Source organism: Brevundimonas sp. AJA228-03 (genome assembly GCF_017795885.1).
GTDB lineage: Bacteria > Pseudomonadota > Alphaproteobacteria > Caulobacterales > Caulobacteraceae > Brevundimonas.
Genome location: NZ_CP059297.1, coordinates 1417453 through 1431767, shown reverse-complemented (window position 1 = coordinate 1431767; position 14315 = coordinate 1417453). Strand labels below are relative to the sequence as shown.

Annotated in this window: 17 protein-coding genes; 6 read left to right on the top strand and 11 right to left on the bottom strand. The window is 66.8% G+C overall.

Going from position 1 to position 14315, the window contains the following annotated elements; all coding sequences use genetic code 11:
* Positions 1-10: 10 nt before the first annotated feature.
* Together HZ989_RS07090 and HZ989_RS07085 are read right to left on the bottom strand one after the other, a co-directional pair.
* Complete coding sequence (locus tag HZ989_RS07090; RefSeq protein WP_209322898.1) at positions 11-1822, bottom strand: aminopeptidase P family protein; 1812 nt, start codon at positions 1820-1822, stop codon at positions 11-13.
* Positions 1823-1839: 17 nt separating this feature from the next.
* Entirely contained in the window at positions 1840-2709 is an 870-nt protein-coding gene (locus HZ989_RS07085; RefSeq protein ID WP_209322897.1) for a 50S ribosomal protein L11 methyltransferase, read from the bottom strand.
* 254 nt (positions 2710-2963) lie between these two features.
* Here HZ989_RS07085 and HZ989_RS07080 point away from each other — a divergent pair, with 254 nt between their 5' ends.
* Positions 2964-3398, top strand: a complete 435-nt coding sequence (locus HZ989_RS07080; RefSeq protein ID WP_209322896.1) for a hypothetical protein — start codon at positions 2964-2966, stop codon at positions 3396-3398.
* Between the two features lie 73 nt (positions 3399-3471).
* Here HZ989_RS07080 and HZ989_RS07075 read toward each other — a convergent pair whose 3' ends face one another.
* From HZ989_RS07075 to HZ989_RS07065, 3 genes are all read right to left on the bottom strand, one after another.
* A complete protein-coding gene (locus tag HZ989_RS07075) occupies positions 3472-3684 on the bottom strand; it encodes a DUF3126 family protein (RefSeq protein WP_209322895.1) in 213 nt (70 codons plus the stop codon).
* Between the two features lie 71 nt (positions 3685-3755).
* Complete coding sequence (gene cysE, locus HZ989_RS07070; protein ID WP_209322894.1) at positions 3756-4577, bottom strand: serine O-acetyltransferase; 822 nt, start codon at positions 4575-4577, stop codon at positions 3756-3758.
* A gap of 19 nt (positions 4578-4596) precedes the next feature.
* Positions 4597-5244, bottom strand: a complete 648-nt coding sequence (locus tag HZ989_RS07065; RefSeq protein WP_209322893.1) for an NUDIX hydrolase — start codon at positions 5242-5244, stop codon at positions 4597-4599.
* Between the two features lie 46 nt (positions 5245-5290).
* Between HZ989_RS07065 and HZ989_RS07060 the strand changes: the two genes are divergently transcribed.
* Together HZ989_RS07060 and HZ989_RS07055 are read left to right on the top strand one after the other, a co-directional pair.
* Entirely contained in the window at positions 5291-5899 is a 609-nt protein-coding gene (locus tag HZ989_RS07060; protein WP_209322892.1) for a nitroreductase, read from the top strand.
* 40 nt (positions 5900-5939) lie between these two features.
* Positions 5940-6320, top strand: a complete 381-nt coding sequence (locus tag HZ989_RS07055; RefSeq protein WP_209322891.1) for a VOC family protein — start codon at positions 5940-5942, stop codon at positions 6318-6320.
* Here the strand turns inward: HZ989_RS07055 and HZ989_RS07050 are convergent.
* From HZ989_RS07050 to HZ989_RS15165, 5 genes are all read right to left on the bottom strand, one after another.
* On the bottom strand, positions 6301-7038 hold the full coding sequence (locus HZ989_RS07050) for a class I SAM-dependent methyltransferase (RefSeq protein ID WP_209322890.1): 738 nt from the start codon (positions 7036-7038) through the stop codon (positions 6301-6303). The two genes, HZ989_RS07055 and HZ989_RS07050, sit on opposite strands and share 20 nt — an antisense overlap.
* Positions 7035-7886, bottom strand: coding sequence for a DUF817 domain-containing protein (locus tag HZ989_RS07045; RefSeq protein WP_209322889.1), 852 nt, complete (start codon positions 7884-7886; stop codon positions 7035-7037). Before HZ989_RS07045 ends, HZ989_RS07050 begins: the two co-directional genes overlap by 4 nt.
* 134 nt (positions 7887-8020) lie before the next feature.
* Positions 8021-8476, bottom strand: a complete 456-nt coding sequence (locus HZ989_RS07040; RefSeq protein WP_209322888.1) for an MAPEG family protein — start codon at positions 8474-8476, stop codon at positions 8021-8023.
* A gap of 130 nt (positions 8477-8606) precedes the next feature.
* A complete protein-coding gene (locus HZ989_RS07035; protein ID WP_209322887.1) occupies positions 8607-9242 on the bottom strand; it encodes a beta/gamma crystallin-related protein in 636 nt (211 codons plus the stop codon).
* Between the two features lie 500 nt (positions 9243-9742).
* Positions 9743-10096, bottom strand: coding sequence for a hypothetical protein (locus tag HZ989_RS15165; RefSeq protein WP_245162489.1), 354 nt, complete (start codon positions 10094-10096; stop codon positions 9743-9745).
* Here HZ989_RS15165 and HZ989_RS07030 point away from each other — a divergent pair.
* Positions 10091-11485, top strand: a complete 1395-nt coding sequence (locus HZ989_RS07030) for an amidohydrolase (protein WP_245162488.1) — start codon at positions 10091-10093, stop codon at positions 11483-11485. The genes HZ989_RS15165 and HZ989_RS07030 overlap by 6 nt on opposite strands.
* A gap of 77 nt (positions 11486-11562) precedes the next feature.
* Here the strand turns inward: HZ989_RS07030 and queF are convergent, their stop codons facing one another.
* On the bottom strand, positions 11563-12024 hold the full coding sequence (gene queF / locus HZ989_RS07025) for a preQ(1) synthase (protein WP_209322885.1): 462 nt from the start codon (positions 12022-12024) through the stop codon (positions 11563-11565).
* 216 nt (positions 12025-12240) lie between these two features.
* Between queF and HZ989_RS07020 the strand changes: the two genes are divergently transcribed.
* Together HZ989_RS07020 and HZ989_RS07015 are read left to right on the top strand one after the other, a co-directional pair.
* Entirely contained in the window at positions 12241-13173 is a 933-nt protein-coding gene (locus tag HZ989_RS07020; RefSeq protein WP_209322884.1) for a nitronate monooxygenase family protein, read from the top strand.
* Positions 13174-13216: 43 nt separating this feature from the next.
* Entirely contained in the window at positions 13217-14230 is a 1014-nt protein-coding gene (locus HZ989_RS07015; protein ID WP_209322883.1) for a cupin-like domain-containing protein, read from the top strand.
* The last annotated feature ends 85 nt before the right edge of the window (positions 14231-14315 follow it).

Here is a 14315-nt window from a genome sequence, read left to right as displayed (position 1 = left end):
CCGACAGCCCTCAAAGCGGCGCGCACTGGCGCTCCAGCCACCCCCGGACCTCGCCGTCCAGCAGCGGACCGACCCTGGCCAGGGTCTCGGCATGATAGGCGTCGACATAGGCCCGTTCCCCGGCCGTCAGCAGATCGACGTCGATCAGCCGCCGGTCCAGCGGCGCGAAGGTCAGTTGTTCGAACCCGTGCATCGGCCGCTCGCCCCCGGGGATCGGCTCGGGCGGTGTGACCACCTGAAGCGTCTCGATGCGGATGCCCCAGTGCCCTTCGCGGTAGTAGCCCGGTTCGTTCGACAGGATCATGCCGGTCAGCAGCGGCTGGCTGTTCACCGCCTTGGCGATCCGCTGCGGCCCCTCGTGGACCCCCAGATAGCTGCCGACGCCGTGACCGGTGCCGTGGTCGTAATCCAGCCCCGCCATCCACATCGGCGCGCGGGCCAGGGCGTCGAGCTGATGGCCGCTGGTGCCCGCCGGGAAGCGGATCACGGCCATGGCGATATGCGCCCTGAGCACCAGGGTGAACATGCGCCGCTGATCGGCCGAGGGCTCGCCGATGGCCACGGTCCGGGTCACGTCGGTCGTCCCGTCCAGATACTGTCCGCCGCCGTCGACCAGCAGCAGCGACCCCGGCTCCATCTTGCGGATCGTCCGCGTCACGGGCTTGTAGTGGGGCAAGGCGGCGTTCGGGCCGACGCCTGCGATGGTGTCGAAGCTCAGGTCCTTCAGCGCCCCGGTCTCCTCGCGGAACCGCTCCAGCGCCTCGACCACGCCGCGCTCGTCCGGCAGTTCGACCTGGGCGACCGTATCGACCCAGTGCAGAAACCGGGCGAGAGCCGCGCCGTCGCGGATATGGGCCTGGCGGCTGCCTTCGATCTCGACCGGGTTCTTGGCCGCGCGCGGCAGGGCGCAGGGGTCCATGCCCTTGACCACCGTCGCCCCGACCAGGGCCAGCCGGTCGAAATACCAGGCCGACGACTGGGCCGGATCGATCAGGACCCGCACGCCCTTCATGCCTTCGAGCGCCTGCGCCAGTTCGCCGGGGTTCATCAGGGTCACGTCGTCGCCCAGCCAGCCGGGCAGTTCATTCGTCACCTTGGCGGGATCGAGGAACAGCATCGCCGTCCCATTGGCCGCGACGATGGCCTGGGCCAGAGGCAGGGGTGACCGGATCACATCCCCGCCGCGCACATTGAACAGCCAGGCGATCGACGCCGGCGCCGTCAGGACGCAGGCCTCGGCACCTGCGGCCGCGATCGCCGCGCCGATGCGGGCGCGCTTCGAGGCACTGCCTTCCCCCGAATACCGGTCCTCGTGGGGGACCACGGGTGCCGCGGGCTGGGCCGGCCGGGCTTCGGCCCAGGCCTCGTCCACGGGGTTCTGATCCACCGGCTTCAGCGTCGCCCCCGCCCTGGCCGTGGCGCGCCTGAGACGGGCGAGAGCATCGGGGCTATGCAGACGGGGATCATAGCCGATCACCGCCCCGCCGGGCGCGCGCTCCAGATAGGCCGGGACGCCCCCCTCGACGAGGTCGAGAATCTCGAACTGCCCGGCATCGACCTGGGCCCGGACCTGCACCGTATACCGACCATCGGCGAACACCGCCGCCCGGTCCTTCATCACCACGCCCGCGCCCGCCGATCCCGTGAACCCGGTCAGCCAGGCCAGCCGGTCGTTGGCGGCCGGCAGGTATTCGTTCTGATGCTCGTCCTCGTGCGGGACCAGAAAGCCGTCCAGCCCCTGCCGGGCCATCGCGGCCCGCACGAGCGGAAGGTGTTTCGCCCCGAAGGACGGATCGGTGGTTTCGTCGAAGGTCTGGCGCATGACCTGTCGATACGCCGTCAGCCCATCCGCCTCAACACCAGGGCGCTCCAGGCGTCGCGGTGGATGCGGCGCTCCAGCCGGAAACCGCGCGACAGATAGGCCGCCGACACGCGCCGCTCCTGCGTCCGCAACAGGCCTGACAGGATCGTCACGCCGCCGATGCGCAGGCTCATCCTGATGTCCTGCGACAGGGCGACCAGCGGCGGGGCCAGGATGTTGGCGAACACCAGGTCATAGGGTGCGCCCGCCCGAACCCTGATGTCGTTCAGACCGGAGGCATGGACGAACCGGGCGTGCGCCTGGTTCAGCTTCGCATTCTCGTTGGCGATCCGCACCGAGGGCGCGTCGATGTCGGTGCCGACCGCCAGGGCCGCCCCCGTGCGTGCCGCCGCGATCGCCAGCACGCCCGTGCCGCACCCGACGTCCAGCACCTTCTCGAACCGCTCGCGCTTCAGCAGTGCGTCATAGGCGACCAGACACCCGACGGTCGTCCCGTGGTGCCCGGTGCCGAAGGCCGCGCCCGCGTCGATCTTCAGGTTCACGGCATTGGGCGGCACCCGGCCCTGATCGTGTGCGCCATAGACGAAGAACCGCCCCGCCCGCACCGGCGGCAGGCCCGACAGGGACATGGCCAGCCAGTCCGCATCGGCCAGGGGCTCCACCTTGACCGTCACGCCCGGATGCCCGGCCAGGCGCGCGGTCAGGGCCTCGACTTCCTCATCGGACGTCGGGAAGGCGTCGATGCGCCAGACGTCCCGGTCCTCGTCCTCCTCCAGGATGGAATAGGTCGCGCCTTCCAGCAGGACGTCGGAATCGATGTCCGCGGCCGCGGCCTCGGCGGCGGCGCGAGCGCCACGAGCGATAATCTGCACGGGGTTATGGGACATTTATTCAAACACCGGTATCATTGCGAATCGATACTATTGAGTTCGCGGCCGTGCTCTCCCGCACCGGTCGCGTTCGTTCCAACCGAGGGGTCGGGGAATACATGGCCAAGTCACCGTCTACTGCGTCGCCCAAGGCGTCCGCCGCTTCCAAGCCTAAACCGGCACCGAAGTCGAGCGCCGCGAAAACCGCTACCGCCGCCAAGGCAACCGCGCCGGTCAAGACGACTGCCGCGAAGCCGGCCAAGGCCCCTGCGGTGAAGACCGCCGCCGCCAAGGCCCCGGCGCCCAAGGCACCGGCAAAGACACCCGCTGCCAAGGCTCCCGCCACCAAGCCGGCCGCCAAGGCTGCGGCGCCCAAGGCCGCGAAGACCTCGGCCCCGGCTCCCAAGGCTCCGGCCCCGAAGGCCGCCGCCAAGGCCGCACCGAAGTCGGCCGCAAAGACCCCCGCCGCCAAGGCCGCGCCGAAGACCTCGGCTCCAAAGGCCGCTGCGCCGACGCCCGCCGCCAAGCCGGCCGCAACGACCGCAGCCAAGCCCGCCGTGGCACCGGCATCGGCCCCCGCAAACAAGCCTGCCGTGACGCCGGCCCCGACCGCCGCCGCGCCGGTGACGCCGCCCGCGCCCAAGGCCCCGGAGCCGAAGAAGGGCTTCTTCGACACGCTGGCCGACGTGATCTTCGGCAAGCGCTGATCCATACCGAAATGCGAAACGCCGGGTGGTGCAGACCGCCCGGCGTTTCCATGTCTGGCGAATGGCGGACCGATCAGGCGGCCGGCAGGTCCTCGGCCAGGATCGCCATCTCGAACATGAAGCTGCCGTCCTCGTCCTCGTCCTCGAAGACGACGCCGATGAACTCGTCCCCGACATAGACCTCGGCCGAGTCGTTCACCTTGGCGCGAGCCTTCACGATGATCCCGCCCGTATTGAAGGTGCGCTTCAGGTGGGTCTCGATACGCTTCATGTCAGCGTCGTTCATGGCGGGCCTCGGGGGTCTGGAACTGAGCGTCGGACCCTAGAGAAGCGGCTCCCGTAAGGAAACCCCGGCCTTCAGATCACGAAGTCATAAACGACGTCGGCCAGGGTATGATCCATGGTTCGCGCCGGGGCGGCATCGGTCGGGCAGTTGACCAGCCTTGCAGGCACCCCGGCCACCGTGCAGCCCGCCGGAACAGGCTTCAGGACCACCGATCCGGACGCGATCTTGGCGTAGTCGCCGACCACGATATTACCCAGCACCTTGGCCCCCGCGCCCAGCAGGACGCCCTTGCCGATCTTGGGGTGGCGGTCGCCGCGCTCGGCCCCGGTCCCGCCCAGGGTGACGCCGTGCAGCATGGAGACCTCGTCGCCGACCACTGCCGTCTCGCCGATGACGACGCCCGTGCCGTGATCGAGAAAGATGCCCGATCCGATCCTGGCCGCCGGATGGATGTCGACCTGGAACAGCTCCGAGATGCGGCTCTGGAAATGGAAGGCCAGGGTCTCGCGCCCCTGCCCCCACAGCCAGTGCGCCACCCGCCAGGCCTGCAGCGCCTGGAATCCCTTGAAGTACAGGAAGGGCTGCAGCAGCGACTTGATCGCCGGGTCCCGCTCCGCCACCGCCTGCAGATCCGCCTCGGCCGCCGCCACGATCGTCGGATCGGACCAGAAGGCAAAGGCACAGACCTCGCGCACGCTCATCGGCACCAGTTCGGTGTCACCGATCTTGCGCGCGATCTGGAAACTCAGCGCATTGGCCAGGTCGGTGTGGGACAGGATGGTCGCATTCATCAGCGACCCCAGATGGGGTTCGCGCCGCGCCGCTTCGTCGGCAGAAGCGCGCAACTGGCTCCAGAGGCCGTCCTGCGACGCGACCACTTCCAGCTTGTGCATCACCGGCTCCATGACCTCATCATACGCGTGTCAGCATGGCGTGCGCCAGCCAGCCCGGCAGGAGGCCCTCGCGTGCCATATGGTAGGCGCGGTAGGCCGTCGCCACCGTGAAGGAATCCAGCACCGCCCCGCGCTCGATCTCCTTCAGCAGTTGGGTGAACGGCACCCGCACGATGGTGATGACCTCGGTCGGATCGGGAGCGACCGGCACGGGGCTCAGATCCCAGGCGATCCAGGTCTGGCCGATCTCGTCGGTGATGGAGTTCGACACCTCGATCGCCAGCGCCCGCTTCCACGATCCGGCCTTCAGCCCCGCCTCCTCCGCCAGCTCGCGCATCGCGCCCGCCAGTGGATCCTCGTCGAACGGCGCGCCGCCCTCCGGCATCTCCCAGGAATAGTTGGCCCGCGCGAACCGCGACTGACCGACCAGGGTGACCGTGCCGTCGGCATGGACCGGCAGCACCCCCGTCGCCACAGTCCGGAAGCGCAGCACGCCATAGGCCACCTGCCGCCCGGTCGGGGCCACGGCGTCATGCTGGGTCACCGTCATCCAGGGCGTCTCGTGCACGACCCGGTGACCCAGGTCCTGCCAGGGCACGGGCGCGGGCAAGCCCTCGGCCCAGGCCGGAACGGGGCGGTCCTCGCCGAGGGGATCGTGATCGCTCATGGGCCAAGCTATGGCGCGAAACCCCGGCGTCGCCTAGCTAGGGACCATGTCCCTGCCCAGACCCGTCGCCCTCGGTGCCCCCCTGCCCCCGCCCGTCCGCTCGGCCGCGATGCTGGAAAGGCTGGCGACCCGCCGGTCCGCCCCGGCCCAGGCCCTGACCGACCCCGGCCCGTCGTCCGCCGACATCGACACCCTGCTGACCCTCGCGGCCCGCACACCCGACCATGGCAAGCTGTTTCCGTGGCGCTTCGTCGTCCTCGGCCGCCAGACCCGCGCCGCGATCGCCGAGCGGCTGGCGGTGATGGCCGTGGAGAAGGGCCTGCCCGGCAAGGCCGTCGCCGTCCTCGCCAAACTGACCGCCGCCCCGACCACCGTCCTCGTCGTCTCCACCGCCGCCCCGGCCTCCAAACCCGTGTGGGAACAGGAGCTGTCCGCCGGCGCCGTCTGCATGAACCTGGAGCACGCCGCGGCTGCGCTCGGCTTCTCCTCCAGCTGGATCACCGACTGGTACAGCTATGACCCCGATGCCCTGCCCCTGTTCGGCGTGCGCGAGGGCGAGAAGGTCGCCGGCTTCATCCACATCGGCACCGCGGCCGAACCCCCGCTGGAGCGCGAGCGGCCGGACCTGAGCGCGATCACCCAACATCTTCCCTGAACGGTGTTATGCTGAGGCGTCCGGAACAGGAGCCCCATCCATGAGCCTGCCCTCATCCGCCACCGCCATCACCTTCGTCCTGACGCGCGACCGTGCCGCGTCCGACGCCTTCTACCGTGACACCCTCGGCCTGCGGTTCTTGACCGACGACGGGTTCGCCGCCGTGTTCGACCTGAACGGCGCGAGCCTGCGGATCACCCATGTCCCCGATCATGCCGCCGCTCCGCATCCGGTCCTCGGCTGGCAGGTCGCCGACATCGCCACCACTGTAGCCGACCTGACGGGCAAGGGCGTTTCCATGATCCTCTACCCCGGCATGGGGCAGGACGAGGCGGGCATCTGGACCGCCCCCGACGGCATTGCGAAGGTCGCCTTCTTCGCCGACCCCGACGGCAATGTGCTCAGCCTGACCCAGAGCTGACGGGCGGCTTTGCCCACTCCATCAGCATGAACCAGGGCGCGCGATCGTAGTGGGCCGCGCGAACCGGGTCGCCCCCTGCGTCCGCGCGCGGCTCGGCGAAATGGGTCAGGGTCAGCCCCTGCTCCAGCAACAGGGTCATGTAGGTGCTCAGCGGCCGGTGCCAGTTCCGGATGCGGATGCCCTTCCAGGCGATCCAGCCCGCCTTTTCCTCCAGATAACGATCCATCGCATGGGCCCGCCGCCCGTCCGGCAGGGTCACCCACCCCAGATCGTTCGCATCGGCCGCCGAATTGTACCCCGCCAGATTGGCGATCAGCAGCCGTCCGCCGGGGGCCAGCACCCGCGCCATCTCCGCGATGGCGGCGCGCACGTCCGGGATATCGATCAACGACAGATAACTGACCACAAGATCGAACCGCCCGTCCTCGAACCCCAGGGCCCCGGCCGCCTCGACGCGGTAGTCGCCCTCCGGATCCAGCCGCCGCGCATGGTCGATCAGGGCCACGGTCGGGTCGATTCCCACCGCCGCCACCCCTTCCGCCTTCAGCATCCGGCAGAACCGCCCCTCGCCGCACCCGACGTCCAGCGCGCTGGCGTAAGGCCGCATCCGCACCCGCTCCAGCATCGGTGCATCCATGACCCAGCGCCGCCCGAAGTCACCCTCTTCGCCCTGGGACGCCACCCAGGCGTCGGCCGAATCCTGCCACCCGTCGCTCATCGTGGTTCCTCTTCCGGCCGGTGGACCAGCGACACCATCACCACCGATATGATCATCAACAGGAACCAGGCCCCCAGCTTGGACACCGACACCATCTCCCACCCCGCCTCCTGCCCCGGATAGGCCCAGGCCCGCCCGAAGGTCCCCAGATTCTCCGCGAACCAGATAAACAGGGCGACCAGGAAATAGCCGAGCAACAGCGGCATCCTCAGCCGCGTCCGGTTGGCCGTGAACCAGAACCATCCTCGCCCGAACAGCAGGGCCGTGGCCACGAACAGGGCGATCCGGATGTCCGGCAGCCAGTGGTGGGCGAAGAAGTTGACATAGATCGCCAGCGCCAGCGCCCAGGTCGTCCATATCGGCGGATAGCCCCGCACCCGGATGTGAAAGATCCGCTGCACCCGCGCGATATAGGACCCCACCGCCGCATACATGAACCCCGAGAACAGCGGCACCGCCCCGATCCGCAGCACAGAATCCTCCGGATAGATCCACGACCCGTGCGCCGTCTTGAACAGCTCCATGATCGTGCCCGCGATATGGAACAGCAGGATCACCCGCGCCTCGGCCCAGCTCTCCAGCCTCAGGACCAGCATCGCGATCTGGATGATGACCGCCCCGACGACCAGGAAATCATAGCGCGAGACCGGACTGTCATCCGGCCACAGCAGGAAGGTCAGCAGGATCAGGGCCAGCATCAGGCCGCCGAACAGGCACGCATACGCCTGCTTGATCCCGAACATCAGAAAGGCAAAGGCGAAGCGTGACCATGCGGCTCGGTCAGCGCGGGACTGCAGACCGTCGAGCCAGCGACGGCCCCGGGTTTCGAGCGGCAGGCGGGAGATCATGACCGGGGTTCCGCCGCGTCAGGAGCGCAAGACCCGGCCAGATGACCATTCCGAAGGCCTTGCGTCGAGAGGTAGCGGTGCCGGGCCGTCACACTGGCGAGCTCACGCCGGGACGAGTGCAGACCATCCCTCTTCTACAAAACGACCGGGAGCAGTGCGTTCAGGACCAGCATACCGCCGGCCGCAAAAATCGCCAGAAACGTAAGAGCCATGCCGGCGAACATGATCGCAGGCGTTTCGGGTTTGCTCAGTCCAGCCGCTTGAACCACACGGCCAGCCAAAAACGCTGCGCCCAGGCCGTGAATCGCCATCACGGGCAGTTCAAGATGGTAGACAAGGATCAGGGCGCCGACGCTGACTGGAATGTATTCCGTCGCGTTGGACAGCACCTGGGAGGCCAGATCGAACTGCGAACCCGTGCCGGTTTCAGCCTCGGCACTGGTCTTGAGCCGTAGCCATGTCACGCGGAAAGCAAGCAGACCGAGCAATATTATCAGGAGGCCGCTCCAAAGCCCTGCCGCCTCGGCTTTCGACATTTCAGCCAGAATACCCATGCTCGGGAGCACCTTCAGCAGCAGATGAAACGTCAATCAGTACGCAATTACGACACCATCACGCCTGTTCGGTGCCTCGCATGAAGTCGGATTGATGTTGGAATCCAGTCTATGGAAGCCCGTCAGATAACGGGGCCAATCCGCTTCATTCAAGACGATTAACCAATCAGCGAACCGGCCTTATCGAAGAGATCTGATCATTGAGACCCAGACCCCGGAGATTTCGAATGTCATTTCGGAACGTCCTGCAGCGACCGCGGAAGTAGGCATCGCTGCAAACCATCCAGACCCCCCTAAACTGAATCGAACTGATCTCGTCATTGAAGCCTGAACTGCGGAGATTCTGGACTTCATCCTCAAATCGAACGGAGGCACCGCGGAAGTCTGCATCTCGATACGCAATCAAAGAGTGATCCGTATGATATCCAGGATTGTAACCGCTGCCGTTGACGGAACCGGGGTTGTAGCCTCCGCCCGGGTTGTATCCGCTTCCACCGCTGTTGTTGCCGGGGTTGTATCCGCTTCCACCGCTGTTGTTGCCGGGATTGTATCCGCTTCCACCGCTGTTGTTGCCCGGATTATAGCCGCCGCCGCTGTTTCCGCTTCCACCCGGATTGTAGCCGCTTCCACCGCTGGCATTGCCGGGGTTGGCACCCCCGCTGGCCCCACTGCTGACCGGTGGGCGGGACTGGGCTTTCGCACTGTTGGCGAGGCCGCCAAACAGGCCGCTTGTTCCAAGCGCAAATGCCAGCGCGAACGTGATGGAAACGGATGCGCGATCGGTGGATACTTTATTCATCATGAACCTTCACCTGTTTCTGATCCCGTCTTTATGCAGAGAACGGTGGAAATTTTTGCGAAAGCGACAACAACGCAGTCCACCTCGAACCAATGTTTAGAGGACAAACACAGCGAGCGCTATCCAGCAGCTCACGGAGAACAGGACCGCGGCCACGTGCCGCACGATTGACGTCATGACGGTCTGGTCTGAATCAGGTCCACGGTCGTGTCATTGGTGATGTGGCAGGTACTGCAAGCCTGGATGTGGGCTGGTGCGCTCTCGCTGGTTTCGTTGGCTCGGAGATAAACAGACAGACCTCCTGAGCGTGCATCGGGCGATGGCCTTACTGTTTTCGAATCCATTGTATGATAGTTTTAATTTCAAATTTCTCTGATTTTTTGCCAATACTATTAGACTGACTATGTTCAAAATCCTCGTTTTGACAGCGTTGACGGCTGTATGCCAGCTTCCACAGCCGATTTCGCTACTGACTCAGCAGAGCTTCGGCCCGGGAGAAATTATCAATGTGCAATGCCTGCGACGAAGGTTTCATGCATGTCATGCGAAGCTTGCAGGGTCGCCGTGACGTCCTGCGCGGGATCGGCGGTGGCTTCTTCGCAGCCGCGGTTGCCGGACCCGGTACGGCTGGCGCGCGGGAGGCGGGTCAGAGCTTTGCCGATACGATTTTCCTCGCCGGGCGCATCCACACAATGGACGCGCGGAACACTGTCGTTGAGGCTGTCGCCGTGCGGGACGGCCGCATCATGGCCTCGGGTCGTCGTCAGGCCGTCCTCGGTCTGAAAGGCTCTCGTACCCGCGTGGTCGATTTTGGCGACTACACAGTACTTCCCGGTTTCGTCGATCCGCACATGCATTCCAACTTCGCCGGTCTGCGACCCTGGCTGGACATTGGACCCTTCACGACACCGACCATGGACGATGCACGGCAGAAGATCCGCGACGCAGCCGCACGGGCAGGGCCCGGGGCGTGGATCCAGGGCAAGATGCTGGACCCTTCGATCATGCCGGGACGCGAACTGACCCGGGCAGACCTCGACCAACTGTCTCCAGAAACGCCGGTCTTCATTCTCGAATCCAACGGCCACAATGCCTATGCCAACAGCCGCGCCATCGACCTGGCCGGATTGAGCAGGGAAACCCAGGATCCGCCCCAGGGCCGGTTCGTCCGCAGCCCGGACGGCGAACTGACGGGCCGCCTGGAGGAACCACCGGCCTTCCAGCCTTTCATCCGCGTGATGCCATCGCCCGGCGAGGCCGAACTGGTCGGGTTTCTGCGGGCCGATCTTGATGATGCTGCGGCCAAGGGATGCACGGCCCTGCACGACTGCGGCATCGGCGGCCTGTTCGCCGAGGCTGACATCGGCCTGATCGAGGCAGCGCTCCGGGGTGATGCCCCCGTCCGCTACGCCGGGCTACTGGTCTCGACCCACTATGAAAAATGGAAGGAGATGGGGCTGCGGCCCGGGCTTCACTCACCCAATTTCTCCTTCAGCGGGATCAAGGCCTGGTCTGACGGTTCCAATCAGGGCCTGACGGGCTACCAGCGCGAACCTTATCTGGACTCGACGAACCGCGGAGCGCTCAACTATTCGCCCGAAGAGATCGAGAGCCTGGTCCGCACGCTGCACGACGACGGCTGGCCCATCGGTATCCACGCCAATGGCGATGCCGCCATCGATGTGGTGCTCGACGCCTATGAGCGGGGCACCGGCGGAGAGGGTGGTCACGCCCTCCGGCACCGGATCGAGCACTGCAGCATTCTGCACGACGACCAGATTGCGCGGATGAAGGCGCTCGGCATCTCGCCGTCCTTCCTGATCGGCCATGTCCACTACTGGGGGCGGGCCTTCCGCGATCGTCTGCTCGGGCCGGAACGGGCTGACAGGCTAGACCCCTGCCGCTCCGCCCTTGCCGGCGGCCTGCGCATCTCGCTGCATTCCGACTATAATGTGACCCCGATCGATCCGCTGCGCTGCGTCGAGAACGCCGTGCTTCGCGACATGAACGAGGGTGGCGGCATCCTGAACGCGGATGAGTGTATCTCCCCGCTACAGGCCCTGCGGGCAGTCACGATCGATGCCGCCTGGCAGTGCCATCTCGACGATACCTGCGGCAGCCTTGAGGTCGGCAAGGCCGCCGACCTGGTGGTGCTGGAGCGCGACCCCCTGACCGTCCCACCGGACAGCCTGAGGTCCATACGCGTGCATTCTACCTGGCTCGCTGGCGAAGCGCGTTTCCAGTAGGAGGAGGCGGAGGCAGGGGGCCTGTCCCTTTTCAGTATTCCGGAGCGTTGCCTGGGCCGTCCCGCAGGCCGGGCCCCCTACCCCCGCCCCCGATACGTGGGCACGCCCTGATCCGGCAGCCACAGCCCCTCGGGCGGGGTCCCCGTCTGCCAGAAGACGTCGATCGGGATGCCGCCGCGCGGGTACCAGTAGCCGCCGATGCGCAGCCATTTCGGATTGAGCAGGTCGGCGATCCGCTTGCCGATGGCGACGGTGCAGTCCTCGTGGAAGGCGCCGTGGTTGCGGAAGGCGGTCAGGTACAGCTTCAGCGACTTGGACTCGACCAGCCAGTCGCCCGGCGCATAGTCGATCACCAGATGGGCGAAGTCGGGCTGGGCCGTCACGGGGCACAGGCTGGTGAACTCCGGCGCGGTGAACCGGGCCAGGTACAGGGTGTCGGGATGGGGATTGGGCACGCGCTCCAGCACCGCCGTCCCGGGCGTCGTGGGCTGGACGGTGTGCTGGCCGAGCTGGGAGAGGCCGGAGGTGTCTGTGGTCATGGGCTGCACATACACAATCCTCCCCCGTCGGGGGAGGTGGCGCGTCGCGAAGCGAAGAGACGGAGGGGGCCAGCCGCGAACGCCCGGGTTTGAGCCAAGCCCCCTCCACCCCAGCGCAAGGGCGCTGCGGTCCCCCTCCCCCGATGGGGGAGGATCGCATTTGCCTTCCCCCACGACACCCGGTTAAGCGTAGCCAAACAAAACGGAGCGAACGCCATGGCCATCCCCGCCTCCCTGCAGAAGGGTCTGAAACTGCCGGTCATCGAGGCACCGATGTTCCTGGTCTCCGGCCCGGACCTGGTCGTCGAGTGCTGCAATGCCGGGGTGATCGGCACCTTCCCCTCGCTGAACGCCCGCACGACCGAGGGCTATGCCGAGTGGCTGGTCGAGATCAAATCGCGCCTGAATCCCGATGCGGCGGCGTTTGGCGTCAACCACATCGTCCACCCCACCAATCCGCGTCTGATGGCGGACATGATGGTCTCGGTCGAGCACAAGGTGCCGCTGATCATCACCTCGCTGGGGGCCGTGCGCGACGTGGTCGATGCGGTCCACGGCTATGGCGGCGTGGTCTTCCACGACATCGCCAATGTCCGCCATGCCAGGAAGGCGGCCGAGAGCGGCGTCGACGGTCTGATCCTGGTCGCCAATGGCGCGGGTGGACACGCCGGCATCATCAACCCCTTCGCCCTGGTCAATGAGGTGCGCGCGTTCTTCAAGGGCACGATCATCCTGTCGGGCTGCCTGTCGACCGGCCAGGACGTGGCCGCCGCCCTGATGCTGGGGGCCGACTTCGCCTATATGGGCACCCGCTTCATCAACACGACCGAGGCCATGGCCCCCGAGGCCTACAAGGACATGATCATCGAGTCGGGCGCGACCGACATCGTCCACACCCCGGCCGTCTCCGGCATCCCGGCCAACTTCATGATCAAGTCGCTGGAGGCCAACGGCATCGATCCGAAACACCTGCCCGAGCACAAGCTGGACATGGGCGACGAGGCCAAGGCCTGGAAGACCGTCTGGTCCGCCGGCCAGGGCGCGGGCGCGGTGCATGACGTGGTCCCGGCGGCGGAACTGGTCGCGCGCCTGCGGTCGGAATATGCCGATGCCACGGCCCAGTTCGCCAGCAAGGTCGGCGTCGCCTGAAGGCGATTGACCTCACCGGTCACTTCGGACCACAGATCGTCCCATGACACGGCCGGTTCCCGAGTACGAAGGCGTCGATCGCGCGCTGTTCGAAAGCGTCATCGTTCCGTCGGGACGGCCGGCCGTCCTGCGCCAGGGGGTCGCCGACTGGCCGATGGTCCAGCTGGGCCGGACGTCGACCGCTGCCCTGTCGGACCACCTGCGCGCGGCCGCCACGGATGCACCCACGCCGATCTGGAGCGGCGCGCCCGAGATCGAGGGCCGGTTCTCCTATGCCGACGACCTGAAGAGCTTCAATCACGTCCAGGAAAACGCACCCCTGGCGACCCTGCTGGACCGGCTGGCGGCTCACCACGATGACGCACACCCGCCCGGCTTCTATGCCGGTGGCGTCCCGTTCCGCCCCTGCCTGCCGGGGCTGCTGGCCGAGACGCCGATGCCCCTGCTCGATCCGGCGACGCAACGGCGAACCTCGCTCTGGATCGGCAACCGGGTGCGCACGGCCTGCCACTGGGACCTGCCCCAGAACCTGGCCTGCGTCGTCGCGGGCCGCCGGCGCTTCACCCTGTTTCCGACCGACCAGATCGCCAATCTGTATATCGGCCCCGTCGACTTCACCCTGTCGGGCCAGCCGACCAGTCTCGTCGATTTCCACAAGCCCGACTTCGACAGATTCCCCCGCTTCGCCGAGGCGCTCCAGCATGCCGAGATCGCCGACCTGGCACCCGGCGACGTGCTCTATATGCCGAGCCTGTGGTTTCACCACGTCGAGTCGCTGGACCCGTTCGGGGCCATGGTGAATTTCTGGTGGCGGGATGCCCCGCCCCATATGACGGCCCCCATCTTCACCCTCCTGCATGGCCTGATGACCCTGCGCGACCTGAACCATCGCGAACGCCAGGCCTGGCGGGTGATCTTCGACCACTATCTGTTCCGGCCGGATGACGAAGAGCCGATGGCGCACATTCCGCCCGATGCACGCGGCCTGTTCGCCGCCATGACGCCCGACATCGAACAGCGGCTCAAGGCGACGCTGATGGGTCCGCTTTCGCGCTGACGGTCGCAGGCGCGGTGATCGGGCTTGACCCTGCGCCCCGGCCAACGCCCCGCGCAGAGCCATCCCGCAACGTCGTCACGCGGTG

Coding starts and splice junctions, on each gene's coding strand:
- HZ989_RS07085 (WP_209322897.1), bottom strand. CDS start 2,709: ATGTCCCATAACCCCGTGCAGATTATCGCTCGTGGCGCTCGCGCCGCC.
- HZ989_RS07060 (WP_209322892.1), top strand. CDS start 5,291: ATGTCCCTGCCCAGACCCGTCGCCCTCGGTGCCCCCCTGCCCCCGCCC.
- HZ989_RS07035 (WP_209322887.1), bottom strand. CDS start 9,242: ATGATGAATAAAGTATCCACCGATCGCGCATCCGTTTCCATCACGTTC.
- cysE (WP_209322894.1), bottom strand. CDS start 4,577: ATGCACAAGCTGGAAGTGGTCGCGTCGCAGGACGGCCTCTGGAGCCAG.
- HZ989_RS07065 (WP_209322893.1), bottom strand. CDS start 5,244: ATGAGCGATCACGATCCCCTCGGCGAGGACCGCCCCGTTCCGGCCTGG.
- HZ989_RS07090 (WP_209322898.1), bottom strand. CDS start 1,822: ATGCGCCAGACCTTCGACGAAACCACCGATCCGTCCTTCGGGGCGAAA.
- queF (WP_209322885.1), bottom strand. CDS start 12,024: ATGACCACAGACACCTCCGGCCTCTCCCAGCTCGGCCAGCACACCGTC.
- HZ989_RS15165 (WP_245162489.1), bottom strand. CDS start 10,096: ATGCATGTGCGGATCGACGAAACCGGGAAGTACTGTGTAGTCGCCAAA.
- HZ989_RS07030 (WP_245162488.1), top strand. CDS start 10,091: ATGCATTCCAACTTCGCCGGTCTGCGACCCTGGCTGGACATTGGACCC.
- HZ989_RS07015 (WP_209322883.1), top strand. CDS start 13,217: ATGACACGGCCGGTTCCCGAGTACGAAGGCGTCGATCGCGCGCTGTTC.
- HZ989_RS07020 (WP_209322884.1), top strand. CDS start 12,241: ATGGCCATCCCCGCCTCCCTGCAGAAGGGTCTGAAACTGCCGGTCATC.
- HZ989_RS07055 (WP_209322891.1), top strand. CDS start 5,940: ATGAGCCTGCCCTCATCCGCCACCGCCATCACCTTCGTCCTGACGCGC.
- HZ989_RS07050 (WP_209322890.1), bottom strand. CDS start 7,038: ATGAGCGACGGGTGGCAGGATTCGGCCGACGCCTGGGTGGCGTCCCAG.
- HZ989_RS07075 (WP_209322895.1), bottom strand. CDS start 3,684: ATGAACGACGCTGACATGAAGCGTATCGAGACCCACCTGAAGCGCACC.
- HZ989_RS07045 (WP_209322889.1), bottom strand. CDS start 7,886: ATGATCTCCCGCCTGCCGCTCGAAACCCGGGGCCGTCGCTGGCTCGAC.